Source organism: Hyphomicrobium sp. ghe19 (genome assembly GCF_902712875.1).
In the GTDB taxonomy this organism is placed as follows: Bacteria; Pseudomonadota; Alphaproteobacteria; order Rhizobiales; family Hyphomicrobiaceae; genus Hyphomicrobium_B.
Genome location: NZ_LR743509.1, coordinates 2213767 through 2240659, shown reverse-complemented (window position 1 = coordinate 2240659; position 26893 = coordinate 2213767). Strand labels below are relative to the sequence as shown.

Sequence of the window (26893 nt, the reverse complement as noted above, 5' to 3'; positions counted from 1 at the left end):
CTAGGACCTCCTGGCCGGTGCCGATGCGTGCTTCCCGCCCGGCGGCTGGGCGTGACTGACACATACCGCGCCTTCCGGCCGGCTCCCCCTGTGGAGTCGGAGGGCGCAAAAAAGACGGTTTTCCGGAGGGTCCCGGGGTTCGCTAGAGCCTCAAAAGGACCTTCCGGTGAACCGTTTCAAGAGGTCCCGGTTTTCCAGGGACCCTGAGCGCGTCGAATTTGAATCGCGGGTCTGCCCCGCAAACGAGAGCACGAAGGGACCGACATGGCTCAAACCCTCACCAGCCGTAAACGCCTCCGGAAGCAATTTGGACACCTCGGAGAGATCGCGAGAATGCCGAACCTCATCGAGGTTCAGAAAGCATCCTACGACGACTTCTTGATGGTCAAGGAACCCCCGGGCGGCAGGCAGGATGACTTCGGCCTTCAGTCGGTTTTCAAGGGCGTTTTCCCGATCTCGGATTTTGCCGGAAAATCGACGCTGGAGTTCGTCAGTTACGAATTCGAACCGCCGAAATTCGATACCGATGAGTGCATGCAGCGCGATATGACATACGCAGCGCCGCTCAAGGTCAAGCTGCGCCTGATCGTGTTCGACGTGAACGAAGAGACGGGGTCTAAGTCGATCAAGGACGTGAAGGAACAGGACGTCTACATGGGCGACATGCCCCTGATGACGTTGAACGGCACCTTCATCATCAACGGCACCGAGCGCGTTATCGTCTCGCAGATGCACCGTTCGCCGGGCGTCTTCTTCGACCACGATCGCGGCAAGACCCACTCGTCCGGCAAGCTGTTGTTCGCGGCTCGCATCATTCCCTATCGCGGTTCGTGGCTCGATTTCGAGTTCGACGCGAAGGACAACGTCTATGTCCGTATCGATCGTCGGCGCAAGCTGCCGGTGACAACGATGCTGTATGCGCTCGGCCTCGATGACGAGGAAATCCTCGCGCACTTCTACAAGCACATCCCGATCAAGGAATCGAAGCGCGGCTGGAAAATGCCGTACCTCGCGGAGAAGTTCCGCGGCGTGACTCCGCAGTCGGATATCGCAGACGCCAAGACGGGCGAGGTTATCGCACGTGCGGGCGAGAAGATCACTGCGCGTCGTTCTCGTGAAATTGGCGAGAGCGGCGTCAAGGAAATCCTGATCTCTGCCGAAGATCTCTCCGGCCGTTTCATCGCCGAAGACATCGTCGATCTCGAGACCGGCAAGATCTTCGCTGAAGCCGGCGACGAGCTCGACGCCGAGCTGCTGGCCGAGCTCAAGGAGCAGAAGGTCAAGGAATTCCACATCCTCGACATCGACTACGTCAACACCGGCGCGTTCATCCGCAACACGCTGAACATCGACAAGAACGCCAATCAGCAGGAAGCGCTGATGGACATCTACCGGGTGATGCGCCCGGGCGAGCCGCCGACCATCGAAGCGGCAACCGCGCTGTTCCAAGGCCTGTTCTTCGATCCGGAGCGTTTCGATCTCTCGGCCGTCGGCCGCGTGAAGATGAACATGCGTCTTGAACTCGACGCGCCCGACACGATGCGCGTGCTCCGCAAGGAAGACATCCTCGCGGTCGTGAAGACGCTTGTCGATTTGCGCGACGGCAAGGGCGAGATCGACGACATCGACCACCTCGGCAACCGCCGCGTTCGGTCCGTCGGCGAGCTGATGGAAAACCAGTACCGCGTTGGTCTGCTTCGCATGGAGCGGGCCATCAAGGAGCGCATGTCGTCCGTCGATATCGACACCGTCATGCCGCAGGACTTGATCAACGCCAAGCCGGCAGCCGCTGCAGTGCGCGAGTTCTTCGGTTCTTCGCAGCTCTCGCAGTTCATGGACCAGACGAACCCGCTCTCCGAGATCACCCACAAGCGCCGTCTTTCGGCACTTGGACCGGGCGGCTTGACGCGCGAGCGTGCAGGCTTCGAAGTCCGCGACGTGCATCCGACGCACTATGGCCGTATCTGCCCGATTGAGACGCCGGAAGGCCCGAACATCGGTCTGATCAACTCGCTCGCGACCTTCGCACGCGTCAACAAGTACGGCTTTATCGAGAGCCCATATCGCAAGGTCGTCAACGCGCGCGTCACCGACGAGGTCGCCTACCTCTCGGCCATGGAAGAAATGCGCCATCACGTGGCGCAGGCCAACGCCGTCATGGACGCCAAGGGCAAGCTGACGGAAGATCTCGTCACGGTCCGCCACAACGGCGACGTGATGCTCGTGCCCACCGATAAGGTCGACTACATCGACGTCTCGCCGAAGCAGCTCGTGTCGGTCGCGGCCGCGCTCATTCCGTTCCTCGAGAACGATGACGCCAACCGCGCTCTGATGGGCTCGAACATGCAGCGTCAGGCCGTTCCTCTGATCAAGGCGGAAGCGCCGCTGGTCGGAACCGGCATGGAAGAGCGTGTCGCGCAAGACTCTGGTGCTGCGATCGCGGCGCGCCGGACCGGCATCGTCGATCAGGTCGACGCAACCCGTATCGTCGTTCGCGCAACGGAAGAGCAGGATCCCTCGAAGCCGGGCGTCGACATTTATCGTCTTCGCAAGTTCCAGCGTTCGAACCAGAACACCTGTATCAACCAGCGGCCGCTGATCAACGTCGGCGACATCGTGAAGGCCGGCGACATCATCGCTGACGGTCCGTCGACCGAGCTCGGCGAGCTTGCGCTCGGCAAGAACGTGCTCGTCGCGTTCATGCCGTGGATGGGCTACAACTTCGAAGACTCGATTTTGATGAACGAGCGCGTCGTCTCTGAAGACGTGTTCACCTCGATCCACATCGAGGAATTCGAGGTCATGGCGCGAGACACGAAGCTCGGGCCCGAGGAAATCACGCGCGATATTCCGAACGTCTCGGAAGAAGCGCTGAAGAACCTCGACGAAGCCGGCATCGTCTACATCGGCGCCGAAGTCCACCCGGGCGACATCCTGGTCGGCAAGATCACGCCGAAGGGCGAAAGCCCGATGACGCCGGAAGAGAAACTCCTCCGCGCCATCTTCGGTGAGAAGGCGTCCGACGTGCGCGATACCTCGCTCCGTCTGCCGCCGGGCGTTTCCGGAACGATCGTCGAAGTTCGCGTCTTCAACCGTCACGGCGTCGAAAAAGACGAACGTGCGATGGCGATCGAGCGCGAGGAGATCGAGCGTCTCGCGAAGGACCGCGACGACGAATTGCAGATCCTCGACCGTAACGTCTACGCGCGCCTCAAAGACGCGCTGATGGGCAAGGAAGTCGCCAAGGGTCCGAAGAACGCTCGCAAGGGCACCGTGATCGACACGGCTATCCTCGACGATATCCCCCGCAGCCAGTGGTGGGAAATCGGGCTCGCGAACGAGAAGGCGCAGGCCGAAGTCGAAGCGATCCAGAAGCAGTACGAAGACGCCAAGAAGGGCTTGGGTCTGCGTTTTGCCGACAAGGTCGACAAGCTTCAGCGTGGCGACGAGCTGCCGCCGGGCGTGATGAAGATGGTCAAGGTCTTCGTCGCCGTGAAGCGCAAGATCCAGCCGGGCGATAAGATGGCCGGCCGTCACGGCAACAAGGGCGTCGTCTCGATGATCGTCCCGTCGGAAGACATGCCGTTCCTCGAGGACGGTACGCCTGTCGACGTCGTTCTGAACCCGCTCGGCGTGCCGTCGCGCATGAACGTCGGACAGATTCTCGAAACGCATCTTGGCTGGGCGTGCCGCGGTCTTGGCCGCATGATCGACGACGCAATTCATCAGTTCCACGAGAGTGGACAGGCGAAGGCGCTCCGCGATCAGATGACGAAGGTCTACGGCGCTGAAGTGATCAAGCCGTCCATGAAGGACGACGAGCTCGTCAGCATCTCGGAGAACCTCAAGACCGGCGTTCCGATCGCGACGCCCGTGTTCGACGGCGCACGCGAGAAGGACATCGTCGAGATGTTGCAGCTCGCAGGCTTCGATACCTCGGGCCAGTCGACGCTGTTCGACGGGCGCACGGGCGAACCTTTCGATCGCAAAGTCACGGTTGGCTACAAGTACGTCCTGAAGCTGCACCATCTTGTCGACGACAAGATCCATGCTCGCTCGATTGGTCCGTACTCGCTCGTCACTCAGCAGCCGCTGGGTGGTAAGGCGCAGTTCGGCGGACAGCGTTTCGGCGAAATGGAGGTCTGGGCACTCGAAGCTTACGGCGCCGCCTACACGCTTCAGGAAATGCTCACCGTCAAGTCGGACGACGTTGCGGGCCGAACCAAGGTTTACGAGGCGATCGTCAGGGGTGACGACGCGTTCGAGGCCGGCGTTCCGGAAAGCTTCAACGTTCTCGTCAAGGAGATGCGCGCTCTCGGCCTCAACGTCGAACTCGTCAATAGCGAGGCGGAAGCGCCTCAGCTGGTCGAGCGCGAAGTCGCGCCTGAGGAACCACCTCAGGCACAGCTGCCGCCGGCGGCCGAATAAGGAACATCCAAGACGACCTCCGCTCGGATGAGAGCGGAGGTCTTCACGACTCGACCACTAGATTCCACGGGCGCGGCTACCCCCGCCGAGCCCCCGAGGAGACAGCCGATGAACGAAATCACCAACATCTTTAAATCGCAGGCTCCGGCTCCGGTGTTCGACCAGATCCGGATCTCGATCGCTTCCCCCGAGGACATCCTGTCCTGGTCATATGGTGAGATCAAGAAGCCCGAAACGATCAACTACCGTACGTTCAAGCCGGAGCGGGACGGTTTGTTCTGCGCGCGCATTTTCGGACCGATCAAGGATTACGAATGCTTGTGCGGCAAGTACAAGCGCATGAAGTACAAGGGCCTGATCTGCGAAAAGTGCGGCGTCGAGGTGACGCTCGCAAAGGTCCGGCGCGAGCGCATGGGCCACATCGAGCTCGCAGCCCCCGTTGCCCACATCTGGTTCCTGAAGTCGCTGCCTTCGCGCATCGGCCTGTTGATGGACATGGCGCTCAAGGATCTCGAGCGCGTTCTCTATTTCGAGAACTACATCGTCATCGAGCCGGGCACGACGCCGTTCGCCGAAAGACAGCTCCTCACGGAAGAGGCGTACAACCAGGCGATCGATGAGTACGGCGCAGACACCTTCACCGCCGGCATCGGCGCGGAGGCGATCCGCGAACTCTTGGCCGCAATGGACCTGCAGAAAATCGCGATCCATCTTCGCCAGGAAATCGCCGAAGCGACGACCGAGCTGAAGCCGAAGAAGCTCGGCAAGCGCCTGAAGGTCATCGAAGCCTTCATGGAGAGCGGCAACCGTCCGGAGTGGATGATCCTGACGCAGGTTCCGGTCATCCCGCCGGAACTGCGTCCGCTCGTTCCCCTCGATGGCGGCCGTTTCGCGACGTCCGATCTGAACGACCTCTATCGCCGCGTCATCAACCGTAACAACCGTTTGAAGCGGCTGATGGAGCTGCGCGCGCCCGACATCATCATCCGCAACGAAAAGCGGATGCTGCAGGAAGCCGTCGACGCTCTGTTCGACAACGGCCGCCGCGGCCGCGTCATCACGGGCGCCAACAAGCGTCCGCTGAAATCGCTCGCCGACATGCTGAAGGGCAAGCAGGGCCGCTTCCGTCAGAACCTGCTCGGCAAGCGCGTCGACTATTCGGGCCGTTCGGTCATCGTCGTCGGTCCGGAACTCAAGCTCCACCAGTGCGGCTTGCCGAAGAAGATGGCGCTCGAGCTGTTCAAGCCGTTCATCTACGCGCGTCTGCAGACGCTCGGCCAGGCAGCAACCGTCAAGCAGGCGAAGAAGCTCGTCGAAAAAGAGAAGCCCGAAGTCTGGGACGTTCTCGACGAAGTCATTCGCGAGCATCCGGTGATGCTGAACCGCGCGCCGACGCTGCATCGCCTCGGCATCCAGGCGTTCGAACCACAACTGATCGAGGGTAAAGCCATCCAGCTTCACCCGCTGGTCTGTGCTGCCTTCAACGCCGACTTCGACGGCGACCAGATGGCCGTGCACGTTCCGCTGTCGCTCGAAGCGCAGCTCGAAGCGCGCGTCCTGATGATGTCGACGAACAACATTCTGCATCCCGCGAACGGCCAGCCGATCATCGTGCCGTCGCAGGACATCGTGTTGGGTCTCTATTACCTGTCGATGATGCGTGACGGCGAACCCGGCGAAGGCATGATGCTCGGCTCGATCAACGAGGTGCTTCACGCACTCGAATCGAAGTCGGTCAGCTTGCACGCCAAGGTCAAAGGCCGCTTCACATCGACGACGCCGGCCGGCGAGAAGCTCGTTGAAGTTCATGACACGACGCCGGGCCGCATGCTGCTCGCCGAGCATCTGCCGAAGTCTGGCAATGTCACGTTCTCGCTGATCAACCAGCTTCTGACGAAGAAGAACATCTCCGGCATGATCGACGCCGTGTACCGTAACTGCGGTCAGAAGGAGACGGTGATCTTCTGCGACCGCATCATGGCGCTCGGCTTCCATCACGCCTTCAAGGCAGGCATCTCGTTCGGTAAGGACGACATGTTGATCCCGGAGACGAAGGAAAAGATCGTCGAGACCACCACTGTCGAAGTGCGCGATTTCGAGCAGCAGTATCAGGACGGTCTGATCACGCAGCTGGAGAAGTACAACAAGGTCGTGGACGCCTGGTCGCGCTGCACGGACTTGATCGCCAAGGAGATGATGGACCGGATCTCGGCTGTTCATAAGGACCCGGGCACGGGTCGGGACAAGCCGATCAACTCGGTCTACATGATGAGCCACTCGGGTGCGCGCGGTTCGCCGGCGCAGATGAAGCAGCTCGCCGGTATGCGCGGCCTGATGACCAAGCCTTCGGGCGAAATCATCGAGACGCCGATCATCTCGAACTTCAAGGAAGGCCTCTCCGTTCTAGAGTACTTCAACTCGACGCACGGTGCCCGTAAGGGTCTGGCCGACACCGCCTTGAAGACGGCGAACTCCGGCTACTTGACGCGCCGTCTCGTCGACGTCGCGCAGGACGCCATCATTTCCGAGGTCGATTGCGGAACGGATGCCGGCATCAACGTGCAGGCGGTGGTCGACGCCGGTCAGGTTATCGTGTCGCTCGCGGCGCGCGTGCTTGGCCGTACGGCTCAGGAAGACATCAAGCATCCGCTCACGGGCGAAGTCATCGTCCCGAACGGTGAATTGATCGATGAGAAGCTGTCCGAAGCGATCGGCAAGTCCGAGCTTCAGGAAATTCGCATCCGCTCGGTGCTGACGTGCGAAACGATCAACGGCGTATGCGCCAAGTGCTACGGCCGCGACCTTGCTCGCGGAACGCCGGTCAACATCGGTGAAGCTGTCGGCGTCATCGCCGCGCAGTCGATCGGTGAGCCCGGCACGCAGCTGACGATGCGTACGTTCCACATCGGCGGCACGGCCAACCTTGTCGACAGTTCGTTCATCGAGAGTAACTTCAACGGCACGGTAAAGCTCAGGAACCGCGCCATTGCGAAGGACTCCAAGGGCCAGAACGTCGCCATGACCCGGATCATGTCCGTCATCATTGTCGACCCGTCGGGCAAGGAACTCGCGACCCACAAGATCAGCTATGGTTCGCGCATGTTCGTTGACGAAGGCGATACCGTGAAGCGGGGCACCAAGATCGCGTCGTGGGATCCCTACACACGACCGATTCTCGCGGAAGCCAACGGTACGGTCGATTTCGAAGACTTGATCGAAGGCTCATCGGTCCGCGAGCAGACGGACGAAATGAAGGGCACCTCGAACCGCGTCATCATCGACTGGCGTACGTCACCGCGCGGTAACGAGCTGAAGCCCGCTATCGTGATCAAGGACTCGAAAGGCAAGCCGATCAAGGTCGCGCGTGGCGGCGATGCCCGCTACCTGCTCTCGGTTGAGGCCGTTCTGTCCGTCGATCGCGGCACGGAAGTGAAGGCAGGCGACGTTCTTGCTCGTATTCCGACGGCGTCTGCGAAGTCAGGCGACATCACGGGCGGTCTGCCGCGCGTTGCGGAACTGTTCGAAGCCCGGCGCCCGAAGGATCACGCGATCCTCGCGGAAATCTCCGGCACCGTCGAGTTCGGCAAGGACTACAAGAACAAGCAGCGCATCACGATCAAGCCTGAAGACGAGACGCAGGAAGCGGTCGAATACCTGATCCCGCGTGGCAAGAGCCTTGCGGTTCAGCACGGCGATCGCGTCGAGCGCGGCGACTTCGTGTACGACGGCAATCCGGCACCGCACGACATCTTGGCCATCAAGGGCGTCGAGGAACTCGCGAACTATCTGATCAACGAGATCCAGGACGTCTACCGTCTGCAGGGCGTGACGATCAACGACAAGCATATCGAAGTGATCGTTCGTCAGATGCTGCAGAAGGTCGAAGTCACCGATGCAGGCGAGACCGAGCTCATCAAGGGCGAGCAGCTTGACCGTATCGAGTACGATGAGGTCAACGCAGCGGCTCAGAAGGCAGGCAAGCGCGCTGCATCGGCGACGCCGGTTCTACTCGGCATTACGAAGGCATCGCTGCAGACCCGGTCGTTCATCTCGGCTGCGTCCTTCCAGGAAACCACGCGCGTGCTCACCGACGCGGCCGTCAACGGCAAGTCGGATACGCTCGACGGTCTCAAGGAGAACGTCATTGTCGGCCGTCTCATCCCGGCCGGCACCGGCGGCATGCTGCGTCAGCTCCGCAAGGTTGCGATGCAGCGTGACGATCTGATCGCCAAGGAGAAGGCCAAGACGGCAAACCTTCCGTCTCCCGACGCGGGAGCCGGCCCTGCCGCTCGCCGCCGCCGGCGGCCTGCTGAGGAGGCTGCCGAGTAAGACTTCGCGTCCACTCGGCTTCCAGAATTGAAATGGAAAAGCGGCCGTCTCCACCTGGAGGCGGCCGCTTTGGTGTTTTGGTGTTTAAGCTCGGGTCTTTGAACGCGAAGTGCGCCTTCCGATTTTTGCTTCCCAGTTTGATTCCTGCGGATTTTGATTCTTGGGGAAATGCCCCCGAACGCTATTTCTCGGACAAGAAAAGGCGCTAAGCATGAAACCCGACAACGGGTCGCAGGTCGACTTTGCCCCGTGGCAGCGCATTCGGCGAAAATAATTTCGCAACCTCTTCGAGCGCCTGTTGACCAATATGGCGCGTGTGTATATAGCTCCGCCCACTCTCACGGGTTGGTGGTAGGTCCCTCGGCGCTTTTAGCGCCAATTTTGGCCCTAAACGCTCCCGTCAATAAAGCAGAGCACATCGACGGGCCATGATCTGCTCCCTCCGGGCGGCACGATCCTCTGGTTTTTTCCTTGCTAGGGGCGGACTTCGCGCACCTGGCAGGTTTGCTTGGCGCATTTCCGCTCCGGAGATGTGTCGCGAAGTCAGGATTGGGCGAATGCCGACGATACAACAGTTGATCCGGAAGCCCCGGGTAAAGCCAGTCTACCGCGAGAAATCGCGCCATATGGAAGCTTGCCCGCAGAAGCGGGGCGTCTGCACGCGCGTCTATACGACGACGCCGAAGAAGCCGAACTCCGCACTGCGTAAGGTCGCCAAGATCCGGCTGACCAACGGCTACGAGGTTATCGGCTACATTCCAGGCGAAGGTCACAACCTTCAGGAGCACTCCGTGGTCCTGATCCGTGGCGGCCGCGTCAAGGACTTGCCGGGCGTTCGCTATCACATCATTCGTGGCGTGCTTGATACGCAGGGCGTCTCCGCCCGTCGTCAGCGTCGTTCGAAATACGGTGCAAAGCGGCCGAAGTAAGCCGTCTCGTTTGGGCCGGTTTATCTGGCCCGTAAGATTTAAGAAGAATTCGAAGCGAAGGGTCAGTCAGGATGTCTCGTCGGCACGCGGCGCAAAAGCGGGAAGTGATCCCCGATCCGAAGTTCAACGACATTGTCGTCACCAAGTTCATGAATGCGGTGATGGAACACGGTAAAAAATCAGTCGCCGAACGCATGGTCTATGGTGCATTCGACAAGATGGAGCAGCGGGGCAAGGCGAACCCGATTGACCTCTTCCGTCAGGCGCTCGACAACGTTATGCCGTCGGTTGAAGTTCGCTCGCGCCGCGTTGGCGGTGCGACGTACCAGGTGCCGGTCGAGGTTCGCAATGAGCGCCGTCAGGCGCTTGCTATTCGCTGGCTCATTGCGGCCGCCCGTGCGCGCAATGAATCGACGCTGATCGACAAGCTTTCAGGCGAATTGCTCGACGCCGCAAACAACCGCGGTACGGCGGTCAAGAAACGCGAAGACACGCATAAGATGGCTGAAGCCAACCGCGCCTTCTCGCACTACCGCTGGTAGGCAAAGCGCAGCAGGACGAAGTTACAAGGATCTCGAGGCACAGATGGCCCGACAGTACCCAATCGAGGACTACCGCAATTTCGGCATCATGGCTCACATTGATGCTGGAAAGACCACGACGACGGAGCGCGTCCTCTATTTCACCGGCAAGTCCTACAAGATCGGCGAGGTCCATGATGGCGCCGCGACGATGGACTTTATGGATCAGGAAGCTGAGCGCGGCATCACGATCACGTCCGCCGCGACGACCTGCTTCTGGCCCGGCCGCGATGGCAAAAAGCGCCGCCTGAACATCATCGATACGCCAGGCCACGTCGACTTCACGATCGAAGTCGAGCGTTCGCTGCGCGTGCTCGACGGCGCCGTGTGCGTTCTCGACTCCAACCAGGGCGTCGAGCCGCAGACGGAAACCGTCTGGCGTCAGGGCGACAAGTACAACGTTCCGCGCATCATCTTCTCCAACAAGATGGATAAGACCGGCGCAGACTTTTACATGTGCCTCGCCGACATCAAAGACAAGCTCGGCGCCCGCGCCGTGCCGCTGCAGATTCCGATCGGCGCTGAATCCGATTTCCGCGGAGTCGTCGACCTTATTCGTATGGTTGCCATCACCTGGGACGGCGATGGCAAGGAATCCGTGATGACCGAGGGGCCGATTCCGGCCGACCTGGCGGACAAGGCTGCCGAATACCGCGCCGCGATGATCGAAGCGGCCGTCGAGATGGACGATACCGCTCTCGAAGCCTTCCTCGATGGCAAAGAGCCCGACGAAGACACCCTGCGGAAGTTGATCCGCAAGGCCACGGTGACGCGCGCCTTCTATCCGATGATGTGCGGCTCGGCGTTTAAGAACAAGGGCGTGCAGCCGTTGCTCGACGCCGTCGTCGACTTCCTGCCGTCGCCTCTCGATCGCGAAGCCTACACCGGCATCGATCCGAAGACGGACGCTGAAATCCTGCGCAAGCCGTCGGACAGCGAGCCGCTGTCGATGATCGCGTTCAAGATCATGAGCTTCGAGCACGTCGGCTCGATCACGTTCTGCCGCATCTACTCGGGCAAGCTCGAGCAGGGCATGGCGCTTGCGAACACGACGCGCGATAAGAAAGAGCGCGCTGGCCGCATGTACCTCATGCACGCTGCCGACCGCGAAGAAATCAAGGAAGCTTTCGCTGGCGACATCGTCGCCCTGCAGGGCCTCAAGGATACCCGCACGGGTGAAACGCTCTGCGATCCGTCGAAGCCGGTCATTCTTGAGAAGATGGAGTTCCCGAACCCCGTCATCGAAATGAAGGTCGAGCCGAAGACGAAGGCCGATCAGGAAAAGATGGCGATCGCGCTTCACACGCTCGCGCTCGAAGATCCGTCCTTCCGCGTTTCGGTCGATCCGGAATCGGGCGAGACCATTCTGAAGGGCATGGGCGAGCTTCATCTCGACATCAAGGTCGACATCCTGAAGCGCACCTACGGCGTCGAAGCCAACACGGGCGCTCCGCAGGTTGCCTACCGTGAGACGCTCGCGCGTCCGACCGATATCGACTACACGCATAAGAAGCAGACGGGCGGCACGGGTCAGTTCGCGCGCGTCAAGCTGAAGCTCGAGCCGAATGAAACCGGCAAGGGCAACGAGTTCGCGACGACGATCGTCGGCGGTTCTATCCCGAAGGAATACATTCCGGGCGTCGAAAAGGGCGTCAATTCGGTTTGGGACAGCGGCATGCTCATCGGCTTCCCGATGGTCGACATGAAGGTCACCCTTTATGACGGCGCGTTCCACGAAGTCGACTCGTCTGCAATCGCCTTTGAAATCGCGACGCGTTCCGCCATGAAGGAAGGCTGCGAGAAGGCTGGCGTAAAGCTGCTCGAGCCGATCATGGATGTCGAAGTCGTTTCGCCTCAGGATTTCGTCGGTGGCGTCATCGGCGACATCAACTCCCGGCGCGGCCAGATCCGCAACCAGGAAATGCGCGGCAACGCGGTCGTCATTCGTGCCTACGTACCGCTCGCAAACATGTTCGGCTACATCAACACGCTTCGCTCGATGTCGACAGGTCGCGCGCAGTACACGATGCAGTTCGCACACTATGCGGAAGTTCCGCGGAACGTGGCGGAAGAGGTCAAGGCCAAGTACGCCTGATAAGAAGTTGGGCCCGGCCGGCGAGATCATCCGCCATCGAGCTCGAAGAGACGAAGCCTGAATGCCCGGATCGGAAGATTGCGGGACCTGATAGTAGGACTAAGGAGAGCCAACGATGGCGAAGGCAAAATTCGAGCGGAACAAGCCGCATTGCAACGTCGGTACGATCGGACACGTCGACCACGGCAAGACCACGCTGACCGCAGCCTTGACGAAGGTTTCAGCCGACCGCGGCTGGACAGCGACTTCGATCGCTTATGACGAAGTTGCGAAGGCTTCCGAGAGCCAGGGCCGCCGCGACCCGACGAAGATTTTGACGATCGCCACGTCGCACGTCGAATATGCGACCCCGAACCGTCACTATGCACACGTCGACTGCCCCGGCCACGCCGACTACGTGAAGAACATGATCACCGGTGCCGCTCAGATGGACGGCGCGATCCTGGTCGTTTCCGCTGTCGACGGCCCGATGCCCCAGACGCGCGAGCACATCCTTCTCGCTCGCCAGGTCGGCGTGCCGAAGATCGTCGTCTTCTTGAACAAGTGCGATATCGTCGAAGACGAAGAGCTCCTTGATCTCGTTGAAATGGAAGTCCGCGAACTGCTCTCGAAGTATCAGTTCCCGGGCGACGACACCCCGGTCATCCGCGGCGCAGCCGTCAAGGCCCTCAACGGTGAGAAGGGCCCGCTCGCCGACGAAGCCATCATCAAGCTCTACGAGGCGATGGACACGTTCATCCCGATCCCTGAGCGTCCGAAGGATCAGCCCTTCCTGATGCCGATCGAAGACGTGTTCTCGATCTCGGGCCGCGGTACCGTCGTCACCGGCCGTATCGAGCGCGGCGTGATCAAGGTCGGCGAAGAAGTCGAGATCGTTGGTCTTCGCGATACGCAGAAGTCGGTTGTCACCGGCGTCGAAATGTTCCGCAAGCTGCTCGACTCGGGCGAAGCTGGCGACAACGTCGGCTGCCTCCTTCGCGGCATCGACAAGGAAGCAGTTGAGCGCGGCCAGGTTCTCTGCAAGCCGGGTTCCGTTAAGCCGCACAAGAAGTTCGCTGCCGAAGCCTACATCCTGAACAAGGAAGAGGGCGGCCGGCATACGCCGTTCTTCACGAACTACCGTCCGCAGTTCTATTTCCGCACGACCGACGTTACGGGCACCGTTAAGCTCGCCGAAGGTACGGAAATGGTTATGCCGGGCGACAACGTCTCGGTAACCGTCGAGCTCGTGCAGCCGATCGCAATGGAAGAGAAGGTTCGCTTCGCCATTCGCGAAGGCGGCCGCACCGTCGGCGCCGGCGTGGTTACGAAGATCCTCGAGTAGCAGGCATTTCAGGGGAAGCGTCCCTTATGTTCGCTTCCCCCAATCTTTTTTCGCGAGAAGTGAAAGCAAAAAGCCATGCACGGCCAAAACATCCGCATCCGGCTCAAAGCCTTCGATCATCGAATACTCGATGCGTCGACCCGCGAGATCGTGAATACGGCGAAGCGCACTGGTGCTGAGGTTCGCGGTCCCATTCCGCTGCCGACGCGCATTGAGCGCTTCACGGTGAACCGTTCGCCGCACATCGACAAGAAGAGCCGCGAGCAGTTCGAAATGCGGACCCACAAGCGTTTGCTCGACATCGTCGATCCCACGCCGCAGACGGTCGATGCCCTCATGAAGCTCGATCTCGCAGCCGGTGTCGACGTCGAGATCAAGCTCTAAAAACCAGAACCAGAACTTACGGGCCCTCTGGCGGCAACGCGAACGGCCCCAACGATAGGAAGGAATGCAAATGCGTTCCGGAGTGATAGCACAGAAGATCGGTATGACCCGGATCTTCACCGACGCGGGCGAGCACGTTCCCGTCACGGTGCTGCGTCTGGAGAACCTGCAGGTTCTCGCGCACCGCACTGAGGAAAAGAACGGCTATACCGCAATCCAGGTCGGCGGCGGCACGAGGAAACCCTCGCGTCTGACGAAGTCCGAACGCGGCACTTTCGCGAAGGCCGAAGTCGAGCCGAAGCGCAAGTTGGCAGAGTTTCGTGTCAGTCCTGAGAACCTCATCGATGTTGGCGCGGAAATAACCGCTGACCACTTCGTGCCTGGCCAGTTCGTCGACGTGACGGGCACCACCCAGGGTAAGGGTTTCCAGGGCGCCATGAAGCGCTGGAACTTCGGTGGTCTGCGGGCAACTCACGGCGTCTCGGTCACGCACCGTGCCCACGGTTCGACCGGTCAGCGCCAGGATCCCGGCAAGGTGTTCAAAGGCAAGAAGATGGCCGGACACATGGGCGACGAGCGCGTCACCACGCAGAATCTCGTCGTTGCCAAGATCGATAAGGAACGTGGTCTCGTCATGGTTCGAGGCGCGGTCCCGGGTTCCAAGGGCGGCTGGGTCGTCGTTCGCGACGCCGTCAAGAAAGCCGCGCACGCGGATGCTCCGAAGCCCGGCGCATTCAAGGCGCGTGGCGAAGCTAAGAAGGAAGGCGCGTGATGAAAGCTGAAGTCACCAGCCTCGACTCCGGCAACGCCGGCGATATTGAGCTTGCCGACAACATCTTCGGTCTTGAGGTTCGTAAGGATCTCATCCACCGCATGGTGCGCTATCAGACCCTGAAGCGTATGGCCGGCACGCATCACGCTCAGGACCGCTCGGAAGTCGCGGTCACGGGTAAGAAGATGTACAAGCAGAAGGGCACCGGCGGCGCCCGTCACGGCGACAAGTCGGCTCCGCAGTTCCGCGGCGGCGGCAAGGCGTTTGGCCCGAAGCCGCGCTCGCATGCGATCGATATGCCGAAGAAGGTGCGCGCACTCGCTCTTCGTCATGCGCTGTCCTCGAAGGCCAAGGCCGGCGAGATCATCGTCATCGATAAGGCGACGTCGTCCGAAGGCAAGACGGCTGCGCTGAAGGCTCAATTCGCCAAGCTCTCGCTCGTGAACGCGCTCATCATCGATGGTGCCGACCTCGAGCCGACCTTCGCACGCGCCGCTCGCAACATCCCGAACATCGATGTGCTCCCGATCCAGGGCATCAACGTCTACGACATCCTTCGTCGTAAGAAGCTGGTGCTGACCCGGGCCGCCGTCGCAGCGCTGGAGGCGCGCTTCAAATGACGAGCAAACGATCCGCTTACGACGTCATCGTCGCGCCGGTCATCACCGAGAAGGCGACGCTCGCCTCCGAGGCGAACCAGGTGATCTTCAAGGTCAGGCGCGACGCGACGAAACCCGAGATCAAGTCGGCCATCGAAGGCTTGTTCAAGGTCAAGGTGAAGGGCGTCAATACGATCGTCCGCAAGGGCAAGCAGAGAACGTTCAAGGGCATCAAGGCGCTTTTGAGCGATACGAAGAGGGCCATCGTGACGCTCGAGGAAGGTCATTCCATCGACGTGACGACAGGGCTCTGAGGATAACGCACCATGGCGCTTAAGACATACAACCCGACATCGCCCGGACGTCGCCACCTGATCCAGGTCGACCGTTCGATGCTCTGGAAGGGCGGTCCACTCAAGACGCTCGTCGAGGGCAAGACCAAGACCGGTGGTCGCAACAGCGATGGCCGCATCACGTCACGCCACATCGGCGGCGGCGCGAAGCAGTCCTACCGCCGGATCGATTTCCGTCGCCGGAAGTTCGATTCGCCCGCAAGTGTCGAGCGCCTTGAGTACGATCCGAACCGGACCGCGTTCATCGCTCTGATCAAGTACGAAGACGGCACGCAGAGCTACATCCTGGCGCCGCAGCGCCTGGCCGTCGGCGACAGCGTCGTCGCTGGACCGAAAGTCGACGTGAAGCCCGGCAACGCGATGCCGCTTTCGGCGATGCCGATCGGCACGATCGTGCACAACGTCGAGATGAAGCCCGGCAAGGGCGGTCAGGTCGCACGTTCCGCTGGTTCGTTCGTTCAGCTCGTCGGCCGCGACTCTGGTTATGCAGTGTTGCGCTTGAACTCGGGCGAGACACGCAAGGTCAGCGCCGATTGCATGGCGACTGTCGGCGCGGTTTCGAACCCCGACCACATGAACACCGTCACCGGCAAGGCTGGCCGCACGCGCTGGCAGGGCCGCCGTCCGACGGTTCGCTCGATCGCGATGAACCCGGTCGATCACCCGAACGGTGGTCGTACGAAGGGCGGCAAGCACTGGGCGACGCCTTGGGGCAAGCCGACCAAGGGCTTCAAGACTCGCAAGAACAAGACGACCACGAAATACATCGTACGCTCGCGCCAAAAGGCGAAGAAGTAGCGGCGAACTGAAGGAGATCGACTTTGACACGTTCAGTCTGGAAAGGTCCGTTCGTTGACGGCTACCTCCTTAAGAAGGCGGACAAGTCGCGCGCATCGGGGCGCAACGAAGTTATCAAGATCTGGAGCCGCCGCTCTACGATCCTGCCCCAGTTCGTCGGCCTGACCTTCGGCGTGCACAACGGCCAGAAGCACATCCCCGTCAACGTGACGGAGGACATGATCGGCCACAAGTTCGGTGAATTCGCACCAACCCGTATTTTCCACGGGCACGGCGGCGACAAGAAAGCGGTGAAGAGATAATGGGCAAGCCAAGCCATGAGCGGCGCCTCCCCGACACCGAGGCCCAAGCAGTTCTCAAGTCGCTGCGCATTTCACCGCAGAAGCTCAACCTCGTCGCGGGCTTGATCCGTGGTAAGAAGGTTGATCAGGCGTTGGCCGTTCTCGAGTTCAGCGAGAAGCGGATCGCCGGCGACGTCCGCAAATGCGTGATGAGCGCCGTTGCAAACGCTGAGAACAACCATTCGCTCGACGTCAACGATCTGATCGTTGCTGAAGCGTTCGTCGGCAAGAACCTGGTCATGAAGCGCTTCCATGCTCGTGGCCGTGGCCGCGGCGCTTCGATCATGAAGCCTTTCTCGCAGCTGACCGTCATCGTCCGTCAGGTCGAAGAGGAAAAGGCTGAGAAGAAGAAAGCCGGAAAGAAGTCCGCGTCGAAGCCCGCCGCGGCGGCCAAGGAGGCCAAGTAATATGGGTCAAAAAGTCAATCCCGTCGGCCTCCGTCTCGGTATCAACCGGACATGGGACAGCCGCTGGTTCGCCGCTCGCGGCGAATACGGTAAGCTGTTGCACGAGGACCGTGCGATCCGCGCTCACATTATGAAAGAGCAGCGCGAAGCCGGCATCTCGAAAGTCGTCATCGAACGCCCGCACAAGAAGTGCCGCGTCACGGTCATGACTGCCCGTCCCGGCATTCTGATCGGCAAGAAGGGCGAAAAGATCGAGCGTCTCCGCGCTGATCTGGCGAAGCTGACGAGCTCGGAAGTTCACTTGAACATCCTCGAGATCCGCAAGCCCGAAATCGACGCCACACTGATCGCCGAAGGCATCGCCCAGCAGCTCGAGCGCCGCGTCGCGTTCCGCCGAGCAATGAAGCGTGCCGTACAGTCGGCCCTGCGTCTCGGCGCAATTGGCATTCGTATCAACGTTGCTGGCCGTTTGGGTGGTGCTGAAATCGCCCGTACGGAATGGTATCGCGAAGGCCGCGTGCCGCTGCACACGCTCCGCGCCGACATCGACTTCGGCTACGGCGTTGCGCGTACGGCCTACGGCATCATCGGCATCAAGGTTTGGGTCTTCAAGGGCGAGATCATCGAGCACGATCCGATGGCCTCCGACCGTAAGCTCACGGAAATGCAAGAAAGCGGCGCACCGCGCCCCCGTCGTGACGATGACCGCGGCGATCGCCGTGACCGTCGTCCGGGACGTGGCGGACGTGGTGGTGGCGGACGTGGCCCAGGCGGTGGCGGTGGTGCAGGCGGCGGCGGTAACGCGCCGGCGGCCTCGGATGCCGGCTCATCGACGCCAGAAGCGTAAGGATCCTAGAGGCAACTCATCATGCTGCAACCGAAACGGACGAAGTTCCGCAAACAGTTTAAGGGCCGCATCCACGGCGCCGCCAAGTCGGGCACCACGCTCGCTTACGGCGAAGTGGGTCTGAAGGCCATGGAGCCGGAGCGCCTGTCGGCGCGCCAGATCGAAGCCGCGCGTCGCGCCATCGCTCGTCATACGAAGCGTGCCGGCCGCATGTGGCTCCGCATCTTCCCGGACGTGCCGGTGTCGAAGAAGCCGGCCGAAGTCCGCATGGGCTCCGGTAAGGGTTCGCCCGAGCTTTGGGTGGCGCGCGTCAAGCCGGGCCGCATCATTTTCGAGCTCGGCGGTGTCAATCAGCAAGTGGCGAAGGAAGCTCTTATTCTCGGAGCCGCCAAGCTGCCCATCAAATGCCGCGTCGTTACGCGGATCGAATAGGCGAGGTGATAGTCATGGCCGACAATTTAAAGGGCATGTCGCTCGATCAGCTCGATGAACAGCTGGCGAAGCTCAAGAAAGAGCAGTTCAACCTGCGCTTTCAGCGGGCTTCTGGCCAACTTGAAAACACGGCGCGCATCCGGCTCGTCCGTCGAGATATCGCGCGCATCAAGACCGCAGCCGTTGCCCGGCGCGGTGGCAGCGTCAAAAAAGGCGCGTAAGGGAGAACGAGATTATGCCGAAGCGCGTGCTGCAGGGAGTCGTGGTATCCGACAAGAACGACAAGACCATCGTCGTTCAGGTCGAGCGTCGCTACACCCATCCGCTGCTGAAAAAGACCGTGCGCCGTACGAAGAAGTATCACGCACACGATGAACAGAATTCGTTCAAGGTAGGCGACCAGGTCTCAATCGAAGAGACGCGGCCGATTTCCAAGAACAAACGTTGGATTGCGATAGCCAGTTGAGGTTATAAGCCTTGATTCGCCGAGCGATTTAACGCCGGGAGCCGCCTTTCGAGCCGTCGGAGAGTTGGGAGATTTTCCCAAGACCCCGCGAGCCAGAACGGCAAATGTAGAGATGGGCTTCAAGAGCAAGGCTCTTAAGGCCGTGAAAGAAGGAACGACGCGATGATCCAGATGGAGAGCAATCTCGACGTCGCCGACAACTCGGGCGCGCGCCGCGTTCAGTGCATCAAGGTGCTGGGCGGCTCGAAGCGCAAGTACGCGACGGTGGGTGACACCATCGTTGTCTCCGTCAAGGAGGCGATCCCGAAGGGCCGCGTCAAGAAGGGTCAGGTGATGAAGGCCGTGATCGTTCGCGTCGCGAAGGGTATCCGCCGGGCCGATGGCTCGCTGATCCGCTTCGACCGCAACGCCGCTGTTCTGATCAACGCCAACGGCGAGCCTGTCGGAACGCGTATTTTCGGACCCGTAACGCGTGAACTTCGCGCGAAGAACCATATGAAGATCGTATCGCTTGCGCCGGAGGTCCTCTGATGTCGGCATTTAAAATCAAGAAGGGCGACAAGGTCGTCGTTCTCGCCGGCCGCGACAAGGGCAAGCGGGGCGAAGTGATCGAGATCCGCCCCAAGGAACACCGCGCACTCGTTCGCGGCGTCAACATGGTGCGCCGTCACCAACGCCAGTCGGCGTCGCAGGAAGGCGGCATCATTTCCAAGGAAGGTCCGATCGACCTCTCGAACCTCGCGATCGAGGACCCCAAGGACGGCAAGCCGTCGCGCGTCGGATTCAAGGTTCTTGAAGACGGCAAGAAGGTCCGCATCGCAAAGCGCTCGGGTGAGCAGATCCCGGAGAAGAACTAGGCCATGGCAAAAGATACAGCAAAAGGCGCCAAGCCTCAGGGCGGCTCGCCGCAAGGTGCAGGCGAAAACAAGAAGGCGCGCGCCGACAAGAAGGCTGCAGCCCCGGCAGCTCCGCGCGAGCCCGCAGCTCCGCGTCCGGCCGATTACAAGCCGCGCTTGAAGTCTCACTATGAGAAGGTCGTTCGCGACGCTCTGAAAGAGAAGTTCGGTTACTCGAACGTGATGCAGATCCCGCGCATCGAGAAGATCGTGATCAACATGGGCGTTGGCGAAGCCGTCAACGACCGCAAGAAAGTTGACGTCGCGGCATCGGATCTCGCTTTGATCGCTGGCCAGAAACCGGTTATCACGCGAGCCCGTAAGGCGATCGCCACGTACAAGCTTCGCGAAGGCATGGCGATTGGCGCCAAGGTGACGCTGCGCGGCGACCGCATGTACGAATTTCTCGATCGGTTCGTAACGATCGCTCTGCCGCGTGTGAAGGACTTCCGGGGCCTGAACCCGAAGAGCTTCGACGGCCGTGGCAACTATGCGACCGGCCTCAAGGAGCACCTCGTGTTCCCCGAGATCGACTACGACAAGGTCGACAACGTATTGGGCCTCGACGTGATCGTTTGCACGTCGGCCAAGACTGACGAAGAAGCCCGTGAATTGCTCAAGGGCTTCAACTTCCCGTTCCGCAGCTAGAGGACCTCGGCAGAAAGCCGAAAGGCCTTTGGAGGAGATGAAATGGCTAAGACCAGTTCGATTGAAAAGAATAACCGGCGTCGCAAGATGACGGCCGAGCAGGCTCCCAAGCGCAAGCGCCTGAAGCTGCTCGCGAAGGACAGGACGAAGACGCCGGAAGAGCGTTTCGCCGCGCGCCTTAAGCTTGCCGAGATGCCGCGCAACGGCTCGAAGGTTCGCATCCGCAATCGTTGCGAGATCACCGGCCGCCCCCGCGGCAACTACCGCAAGCTCAGGATGTGCCGCAACCAGCTCCGCGAGCTGGCGAGCCAGGGCCGTATCCCGGGCATGGTCAAGGCGAGCTGGTAAGAGGAAGCATCAATGTCCGTGAATGATCCGTTGGGCGATATGCTGACCCGCATCCGGAACGCTCAGATGCGTCGCCGGCCGAAGGTCGCCACCCCCGCTTCTAGCCTCCGCGCCCGCGTCCTCGACGTGCTCGCCGAGGAAGGTTACATCCGTGGCTACAGCCGCGTCGAATTGAAGGGCGAACTGCCCCAGTTCGAAATCGAGCTCAAGTATTACAATGGCCAGCCGGCCATCCGTGAGATCGAGCGCATTTCGAAGCCGGGCCGTCGCGTCTACTCGGCAGTGAAGGGAATTCCGATCGTCGCCAACGGCCTCGGCGTTGCTATTCTGTCGACGCCGAAGGGTGTCATGTCGGACTCGAAGGCGCGCGAAGCCAACGTCGGCGGCGAAGTCATCTGCAACATATTCTAAGGCTGAGGCCCAGGCCTCGGCGAAACAAGGTTCGAATAAGCCATGTCGCGCATCGGTAAGAAACCCGTTCCGGTCCCGTCGAACGTGACGGCGACGATCAGCGGTCAGACCGTCAAGATGAAGGGTCCCAAGGGCGAACTCGCCTTCACGGTTCCCGACGCTTTGAAGGTCCAGCGTTCGGATGAAGGCATCGACGTCAGCCTTCTCGAAGATACGAAGCTTGCACGCTCCGAGTGGGGCATGTCGCGGACACAGATCGCGAACCTCATCAAGGGCGTGACCGACGGTTACAGCCAGGATCTCGAGATCCATGGCGTCGGCTTCAAGGCCTCGATGAAGGGCAAGGACACGCTGACGCTTTCCGTCGGCTACAGCCACGACGTCGTGCTGAAGATCCCGGCGGGCGTGGACGTGAAGGTCGGCGGCGCCAAGCAGGAACTGGTGTCGGTCTCCGGCATCGATAAGCAGGCGGTGGGCCAGGTGGCATCCATCATCCGTGCCTCCCGCAAGCCGGAGCCCTACCAGGGCAAGGGCGTGCGCTATAAGGGCGAATACATCCTCCGCAAGGAAGGCAAGAAGAAGTAGGACCGGCACCGATGGCCAACAGCAACCAGAAATTTACGAACCGCAAGGCGCGTGTTCGCAGAAGCCTCAGGGCCGCCTCGAACGGTCGTCCCCGGCTTTCCATTCACCGCTCGTCGGAGAATATCTACGCGCAGGTGATCGACGACGTGAAGGGCGTAACGCTCGCATCGGCTTCGACACTTGAGAAAGACGTCAAAGGCTCGCTCAAGACGGGTGCCGACAAAGCAGCAGCTGCTGCTATCGGCAAGCTCGTCGCCGAGCGCGCCGTCAAAGCCGGCGTCACTGAGGTCGTCTTCGACCGCGGCGGCTTCCTGTTTCATGGGCGCGTCAAGGCGCTCGCCGATGCCGCCCGCGACGGCGGCCTGAAGTTTTAAGAGATACCCGAGAGGAACCGAAACGTGGCACGTGGACCCCAGAGAGACCGTGGCAGAGATCGCGAGGAGCGCGATAGCGAGTTTTCCGATAAGCTCGTTCACATCAATCGTGTCGCCAAGGTCGTCAAGGGCGGTAAGCGCTTCGGCTTTGCTGCGCTCGTCGTCGTCGGCGACCTGAAAGGCCGCGTTGGCTTCGGCCACGGCAAGGCGCGTGAGGTTCCGGAGGCGATCCGCAAGGCGACCGAAGCTGCAAAGCGCAACCTTCTTCGCGTGCCGCTCCGCGACGCTCGCACGCTGCACCATGACAGCGTCGGCCGCCACGGCGCCGGCAAGGTCATCCTGCGCTCGGCTCCGGCCGGTACTGGCATCATCGCAGGCGGCGCAATGCGCGCCGTGTTCGAGATGGTCGGCGTGCATGACATCGTTGCGAAGTCGATGGGTTCGACGAACCCCTACAACGTTGTCCGCGCAACCTTCGACGCCCTCAAGGCGCAGGAAAATCCGCGCGGCGTCGCAGCTCGCCGCAACAAGAAGGTTTCCGACATCGTGTCGCGTCGTCGCGACGGCTCGGCCACGGCCGAGGCTGGTGCGGACGTCTGAAAAATATAATGGAAGCGCAGGCTCGTCCTGCCGCTTCACAAAGGGACCTGAGGTTACGATATGGCGACGAAGAAGACGATCACGCTGAAGCAGGTGCGGAGTGCCAACAGGCGCCCCGAGCGGCAGACCGGTACGCTGATCGGCCTCGGGCTGAACAAGCTCGGTCGCACCTCCACGCTTGAAGACACGCCGGCCGTACGCGGCATGCTGAAAAAAGTTCAGCATCTCGTTCAGGTCGAAGAAGGGAAATAAGCACCATGCGGCTGAACGGCATTAAAGATAACCCAGGCGCCAAGAAGACCCGCGTCCGCATCGGTCGCGGCATCGGCTCGGGTATGGGCAAGATGGGTGGCCGCGGCGGCAAGGGCCAGACGGCTCGTACAGGCGTCGCGATCGGCGGCTTCGAAGGCGGTCAGATGCCCTTGCATCGTCGTCTGCCGAAGCGCGGCTTCAACAAGTGGCGCCCTGAGCATTTCAACGAGATCAATGTTGGCTCGCTGCAGCAGGCGATCGAGGACAAGCGCCTCGATGGCTCGAAGCCGGTCGACCTGGCTTCGCTGATCGAAGCTGGCATCGTACGCCGTGCAAAAGACGGCCTTCGCCTCCTCGGCGACGGCGAGATCAAGTCCAAGATCTCGATCACCGTCAATCACGCGTCGGCAAAGGCTAAGGAAGCGATCGAGAAGGCCGGCGGCAGCGTCACCGTGATCGAGCGCAAAGTTCTCGCCGCAGACGAAGAAAAGCGCAAAAAGTCGGCTGACAAGAAGGCCGCGAAGGGCAAGAAGCCCGGCGCCGCGAAGTCCGAGGAATAAAGGCGGACGGTCGATCTGGCTTGGGGGACCGGCCTAGTCGGCGTTCGAGGCCGGAAGGCGCCGGAAACGGCGCTATCCGGGCCCAGGTTGCGATAGCGCTTTTGGGCGCGGTCGCAACGGTTAGGAGAAGAGACCAATGGCTTCCGCTGCCGAGCAGCTTGCTTCGAATCTGAACTTCTCAGCCTTCGCCAAGGCGGAGGATTTGAAGCGGCGCCTATGGTTCACGCTTGGCGCTCTGATCGTTTTCCGTCTCGGCACGTTCATTCCGCTGCCCGGCATCAATCCGGCGGCGTTCGCCGAAACGTTCAAGTCACAAGCCGGCGGCATCCTGGGCATGTTTAACATGTTCTCGGGTGGCGCCCTCGAGCGTTTGGCGATTTTCGCGCTGAACATCATGCCGTACATCTCGGCGTCGATCATCATGCAGTTGATGAGCTCGATCTCGCCGAAGCTTGAAGCTTTGAAGAAGGAAGGCGAGGCCGGCCGCAAGCAGATCAACCAGTATACGCGGTATCTGACGGTCGTTCTCGCGGCACTCCAGGCCTATGGCATCGCCGTCGGTCTCGAAGGTTCGCGAAACGCGGCCGGCTCCGTAGTTCTGGACCCGGGCATGTTCTTCCGCTTGACGACGGTCATCACGCTCGTCGGCGGCACTGTCTTCCTGATGTGGCTCGGCGAGCAGATCACGCAGCGCGGCGTCGGCAACGGCACATCGCTGATCATCTTCGCCGGCATCGTCGCGGGACTTCCCGGAGCGTTGGTGCAGCTCTTCGAGCTGTCGCGCACCGGCTCGATCTCGCCCGGAATTCTCGTGTTCTTCCTGACATTGGCTCTGGCCGTCGTCGCCGCGATCGTGTTCTTCGAGCGCGCGCAACGACGCCTATTGGTCCAGTATCCGAAGCGGCAAGTCGGGAACAAGATGTTCCAGGGCGAAGCCTCGCATTTGCCGCTGAAGCTCAACTCTTCGGGCGTCATTCCGCCGATCTTCGCATCCTCGCTCCTCCTGCTGCCGATCACGGCCGCGCAGTTCACGGCAGGGCAGGGACCGGAATGGCTGAACGAAGCCGTCGCCGCGCTTGGATCGGGTCAGCCGCTCCACATGCTCGTCTACGCGCTGTTGATCCTGTTCTTCGCGTTCTTCTACACGGCGGTTGTGATCAACCCCAAGGAGACAGCGGATAATCTCCGTAAGTACGGCGGCTTCCTTCCCGGGATCCGCCCAGGCGAGAAGACGGCCGAATATATCGACTATGTCTTGACCCGCATCACCGTTGTCGGCGCTCTTTATCTGGCCGCGGTTTGCGTACTGCCCGAGATCTTGACGTCGTATGCCGGCATCCCGCTCTACTTCGGCGGCACCTCGCTCCTTATCGCCGTCAGCGTCACGATGGACACGGTCGCCCAGGTTCAAAGCCACCTCATCGCTCAGCAGTATGAGGGCTTGATCAAGAAGGCTAAGCTTCGCGGAGCGCGTCGATGATCCTGATGCTGCTTGGACCGCCGGGTGCGGGCAAGGGTACACAGTCTCAGCTGATCTCCGAGCGCCTCGGACTGCCGCAGCTTTCAACGGGCGACATGCTGCGCGCCGCTGTTAAGGCGGGCTCGCCGGTCGGCCTCAAGGCGAAGAAGATCATGGCCGAAGGCGGTCTCGTCAGCGACGAGATCGTCATCGGCATCATAGCCGACCGGATTTCCGAGCCCGATTGCGCCAAGGGATTCATTCTCGACGGGTTTCCGCGCACGCTGGCCCAGGCCGACGCGCTTGACGACCTTTTGAAATCCAAGGGCCGCCACATCGATTGCGTCATCGAACTCAAGGTTGACGATACCAAGCTCATCGAGCGGATAGAATGTCGCGCCCGGGAGACGATCGCGGCCGGTGGCACAGTTCGGGCCGACGACAACCCCGAAGCCCTGAAGACGCGCCTGATCGCCTACTACCGCGAAACGGCGCCGTTGATTGGCTTCTATTATGCTCATCGGTTGCTGAAAACGGTGAACGGCATGGCGCCGATCCCCGAAGTCAGCCAGCAGATCGGCGAAGTATTGAATCATTTCCAGCATGCGTGACACAAAGAAGCACGGATTGACGGAAGGGATGACCCGAGGTAGAAAACACAACTTTCTTTTAGGGCTCAACTTGATCCGGACCAGGGAACGAAACCCCGGTACTGCGGTCGTTGCGCCTATTCGCACTTGAGAATTCGTCAGAAACAGCTTCGTTAATCGGCTCGAGATTTAAAGGCAGGAGACTAAAGTGGCCCGCATCGCAGGCGTCAACATTCCAACGGGTAAGCGCGTCGAGATCGCGCTTCGTTACATCCACGGCATTGGCCCGAAATTCTCGAAAGAGATTTGCGAGAAGTGCAGCATTCCGGCCGATCGCCGCGTCAGCCAGCTGACCGACGCCGAAGTCCTGCAGATCCGTGAAACGATCGACCGCGATTACACGGTTGAGGGCGACCTTCGCCGCGAAGTCCAGACGAACATCAAGCGTCTGATGGACCTCGGTTGCTACCGCGGTCTGCGTCACCGCAAGGGTCTGCCCGTACGCGGTCAGCGCACCCACACGAACGCCCGCACCCGTAAGGGTAAGGCTGTGCCGATTGCAGGCAAGAAGAAGGCGACGAAGTAGTTCGTCACCAAGGATTTCCTGCGCGCCATCTGGCGCGCGCAACGATTTACGCCTCCGCTTGAACGAGGCATGGAGCAACGACGGTAATGGCCAAGGAAGCAGCGGCAGCACGCGGCAAAGTTAAGAAGCGCGAGAAGAAGAACATCACGTCGGGCGTCGCACACGTCAACGCGTCGTTCAACAACACGATGATCACCATCACGGACGCCCAGGGCAACACGATCGCGTGGTCGTCTTCGGGCACCAAGGGCTTCAAGGGCTCGCGCAAGTCGACGCCGTATGCCGCGCAGATGGCTGCCGAAGATGCCGGCAAGAAGGCCCAGGAACACGGCATGAAGGTGCTCGAGGTCGAGGTTTGCGGTCCGGGTTCGGGTCGTGAATCGGCTCTCCGCGCGCTCCAGGCTGTCGGCTTTCAGATCACATCGATCCGCGACGTGACGCCGATCCCGCACAACGGCTGCCGCCCACGCAAGCGCCGCCGCGTCTAAACGAAATTTTG

Annotated in this window: 31 protein-coding genes; all 31 read left to right on the top strand. The window is 60.9% G+C overall.

What is annotated here, in order from left to right; translation table 11 throughout:
- Window positions 1-264: 264 nt before the first annotated feature.
- Window positions 265-4428, top strand: coding sequence for a DNA-directed RNA polymerase subunit beta (gene rpoB / locus AACL53_RS10735; RefSeq protein ID WP_339084492.1), 4164 nt, complete (start codon window positions 265-267; stop codon window positions 4426-4428).
- A 108-nt stretch (window positions 4429-4536) separates the two neighbouring features.
- A complete protein-coding gene (gene rpoC, locus AACL53_RS10730; RefSeq protein ID WP_339084491.1) occupies window positions 4537-8757 on the top strand; it encodes a DNA-directed RNA polymerase subunit beta' in 4221 nt (1406 codons plus the stop codon).
- Window positions 8758-9314: 557 nt separating this feature from the next.
- Entirely contained in the window at window positions 9315-9686 is a 372-nt protein-coding gene (gene rpsL, locus AACL53_RS10725) for a 30S ribosomal protein S12 (RefSeq protein ID WP_013948196.1), read from the top strand.
- Between the two features lie 71 nt (window positions 9687-9757).
- Window positions 9758-10228, top strand: coding sequence for a 30S ribosomal protein S7 (rpsG, locus tag AACL53_RS10720; RefSeq protein WP_339084490.1), 471 nt, complete (start codon window positions 9758-9760; stop codon window positions 10226-10228).
- Window positions 10229-10271: 43 nt separating this feature from the next.
- The gene (fusA, locus tag AACL53_RS10715; RefSeq protein WP_339084489.1) at window positions 10272-12362 is read left to right on the top strand and encodes an elongation factor G; all 2091 of its coding nucleotides are present in this window, start codon (window positions 10272-10274) and stop codon (window positions 12360-12362) included.
- Between the two features lie 115 nt (window positions 12363-12477).
- Window positions 12478-13686 carry an elongation factor Tu gene (gene tuf, locus AACL53_RS10710; protein ID WP_339084488.1) on the top strand — a complete coding sequence of 403 codons (1209 nt, stop codon included), beginning with the start codon at window positions 12478-12480 and terminating at the stop codon, window positions 13684-13686.
- A gap of 75 nt (window positions 13687-13761) precedes the next feature.
- Entirely contained in the window at window positions 13762-14070 is a 309-nt protein-coding gene (gene rpsJ / locus AACL53_RS10705) for a 30S ribosomal protein S10 (RefSeq protein ID WP_013215045.1), read from the top strand.
- A gap of 70 nt (window positions 14071-14140) precedes the next feature.
- Window positions 14141-14842, top strand: a complete 702-nt coding sequence (gene rplC / locus AACL53_RS10700; RefSeq protein WP_045837841.1) for a 50S ribosomal protein L3 — start codon at window positions 14141-14143, stop codon at window positions 14840-14842.
- A complete protein-coding gene (gene rplD, locus AACL53_RS10695; protein ID WP_339084487.1) occupies window positions 14842-15462 on the top strand; it encodes a 50S ribosomal protein L4 in 621 nt (206 codons plus the stop codon). Before rplC ends, rplD begins: the two co-directional genes overlap by 1 nt.
- A complete protein-coding gene (locus AACL53_RS10690) occupies window positions 15459-15755 on the top strand; it encodes a 50S ribosomal protein L23 (protein WP_339084486.1) in 297 nt (98 codons plus the stop codon). The genes rplD and AACL53_RS10690 overlap by 4 nt, the downstream gene beginning before the upstream one ends.
- A 12-nt stretch (window positions 15756-15767) precedes the next feature.
- Window positions 15768-16592 carry a 50S ribosomal protein L2 gene (gene rplB / locus AACL53_RS10685; RefSeq protein ID WP_339084485.1) on the top strand — a complete coding sequence of 275 codons (825 nt, stop codon included), beginning with the start codon at window positions 15768-15770 and terminating at the stop codon, window positions 16590-16592.
- Between the two features lie 23 nt (window positions 16593-16615).
- On the top strand, window positions 16616-16894 hold the full coding sequence (gene rpsS / locus AACL53_RS10680; RefSeq protein ID WP_045835880.1) for a 30S ribosomal protein S19: 279 nt from the start codon (window positions 16616-16618) through the stop codon (window positions 16892-16894).
- Window positions 16894-17340 carry a 50S ribosomal protein L22 gene (gene rplV, locus AACL53_RS10675; RefSeq protein ID WP_092866887.1) on the top strand — a complete coding sequence of 149 codons (447 nt, stop codon included), beginning with the start codon at window positions 16894-16896 and terminating at the stop codon, window positions 17338-17340. Before rpsS ends, rplV begins: the two co-directional genes overlap by 1 nt.
- A 1-nt stretch (window position 17341) precedes the next feature.
- Complete coding sequence (gene rpsC / locus AACL53_RS10670; protein WP_339084484.1) at window positions 17342-18187, top strand: 30S ribosomal protein S3; 846 nt, start codon at window positions 17342-17344, stop codon at window positions 18185-18187.
- A 21-nt stretch (window positions 18188-18208) separates the two neighbouring features.
- A complete protein-coding gene (gene rplP, locus AACL53_RS10665; RefSeq protein WP_045835883.1) occupies window positions 18209-18619 on the top strand; it encodes a 50S ribosomal protein L16 in 411 nt (136 codons plus the stop codon).
- A gap of 14 nt (window positions 18620-18633) precedes the next feature.
- A complete protein-coding gene (gene rpmC, locus AACL53_RS10660; RefSeq protein WP_092866883.1) occupies window positions 18634-18840 on the top strand; it encodes a 50S ribosomal protein L29 in 207 nt (68 codons plus the stop codon).
- A gap of 14 nt (window positions 18841-18854) precedes the next feature.
- Window positions 18855-19085 (top strand): 30S ribosomal protein S17, encoded by a 231-nt coding sequence (gene rpsQ, locus AACL53_RS10655; RefSeq protein WP_092866881.1) that lies wholly within the window; start codon window positions 18855-18857, stop codon window positions 19083-19085.
- A gap of 162 nt (window positions 19086-19247) precedes the next feature.
- A complete protein-coding gene (gene rplN / locus AACL53_RS10650) occupies window positions 19248-19616 on the top strand; it encodes a 50S ribosomal protein L14 (RefSeq protein WP_013215056.1) in 369 nt (122 codons plus the stop codon).
- Entirely contained in the window at window positions 19616-19942 is a 327-nt protein-coding gene (gene rplX / locus AACL53_RS10645; RefSeq protein ID WP_045835886.1) for a 50S ribosomal protein L24, read from the top strand. The genes rplN and rplX overlap by 1 nt, the downstream gene beginning before the upstream one ends.
- A 3-nt stretch (window positions 19943-19945) precedes the next feature.
- Window positions 19946-20629 (top strand): 50S ribosomal protein L5, encoded by a 684-nt coding sequence (rplE, locus tag AACL53_RS10640; protein ID WP_339084483.1) that lies wholly within the window; start codon window positions 19946-19948, stop codon window positions 20627-20629.
- A gap of 42 nt (window positions 20630-20671) precedes the next feature.
- Complete coding sequence (gene rpsN / locus AACL53_RS10635) at window positions 20672-20977, top strand: 30S ribosomal protein S14 (protein WP_045835888.1); 306 nt, start codon at window positions 20672-20674, stop codon at window positions 20975-20977.
- 12 nt (window positions 20978-20989) lie between these two features.
- Window positions 20990-21388 carry a 30S ribosomal protein S8 gene (gene rpsH / locus AACL53_RS10630; RefSeq protein WP_092866877.1) on the top strand — a complete coding sequence of 133 codons (399 nt, stop codon included), beginning with the start codon at window positions 20990-20992 and terminating at the stop codon, window positions 21386-21388.
- Between the two features lie 42 nt (window positions 21389-21430).
- Window positions 21431-21973, top strand: coding sequence for a 50S ribosomal protein L6 (rplF, locus tag AACL53_RS10625; RefSeq protein ID WP_339084482.1), 543 nt, complete (start codon window positions 21431-21433; stop codon window positions 21971-21973).
- An 11-nt stretch (window positions 21974-21984) separates the two neighbouring features.
- Window positions 21985-22347 (top strand): 50S ribosomal protein L18, encoded by a 363-nt coding sequence (rplR, locus tag AACL53_RS10620; RefSeq protein WP_092866873.1) that lies wholly within the window; start codon window positions 21985-21987, stop codon window positions 22345-22347.
- 24 nt (window positions 22348-22371) lie between these two features.
- On the top strand, window positions 22372-22947 hold the full coding sequence (gene rpsE, locus AACL53_RS10615; RefSeq protein WP_339084481.1) for a 30S ribosomal protein S5: 576 nt from the start codon (window positions 22372-22374) through the stop codon (window positions 22945-22947).
- A 60-nt stretch (window positions 22948-23007) separates the two neighbouring features.
- The gene (rpmD, locus tag AACL53_RS10610; RefSeq protein WP_339084480.1) at window positions 23008-23199 is read left to right on the top strand and encodes a 50S ribosomal protein L30; all 192 of its coding nucleotides are present in this window, start codon (window positions 23008-23010) and stop codon (window positions 23197-23199) included.
- Window positions 23200-23204: 5 nt separating this feature from the next.
- Window positions 23205-23759, top strand: coding sequence for a 50S ribosomal protein L15 (rplO, locus tag AACL53_RS10605; protein WP_339084479.1), 555 nt, complete (start codon window positions 23205-23207; stop codon window positions 23757-23759).
- A gap of 136 nt (window positions 23760-23895) precedes the next feature.
- Window positions 23896-25239 (top strand): preprotein translocase subunit SecY, encoded by a 1344-nt coding sequence (gene secY, locus AACL53_RS10600; RefSeq protein ID WP_339084478.1) that lies wholly within the window; start codon window positions 23896-23898, stop codon window positions 25237-25239.
- Complete coding sequence (locus tag AACL53_RS10595) at window positions 25236-25829, top strand: adenylate kinase (protein WP_339084477.1); 594 nt, start codon at window positions 25236-25238, stop codon at window positions 25827-25829. Before secY ends, AACL53_RS10595 begins: the two co-directional genes overlap by 4 nt.
- Before the next feature lie 187 nt (window positions 25830-26016).
- Complete coding sequence (gene rpsM / locus AACL53_RS10590; RefSeq protein ID WP_092866863.1) at window positions 26017-26394, top strand: 30S ribosomal protein S13; 378 nt, start codon at window positions 26017-26019, stop codon at window positions 26392-26394.
- Between the two features lie 86 nt (window positions 26395-26480).
- Entirely contained in the window at window positions 26481-26882 is a 402-nt protein-coding gene (gene rpsK, locus AACL53_RS10585; RefSeq protein WP_045835898.1) for a 30S ribosomal protein S11, read from the top strand.
- The last annotated feature ends 11 nt before the right edge of the window (window positions 26883-26893 follow it).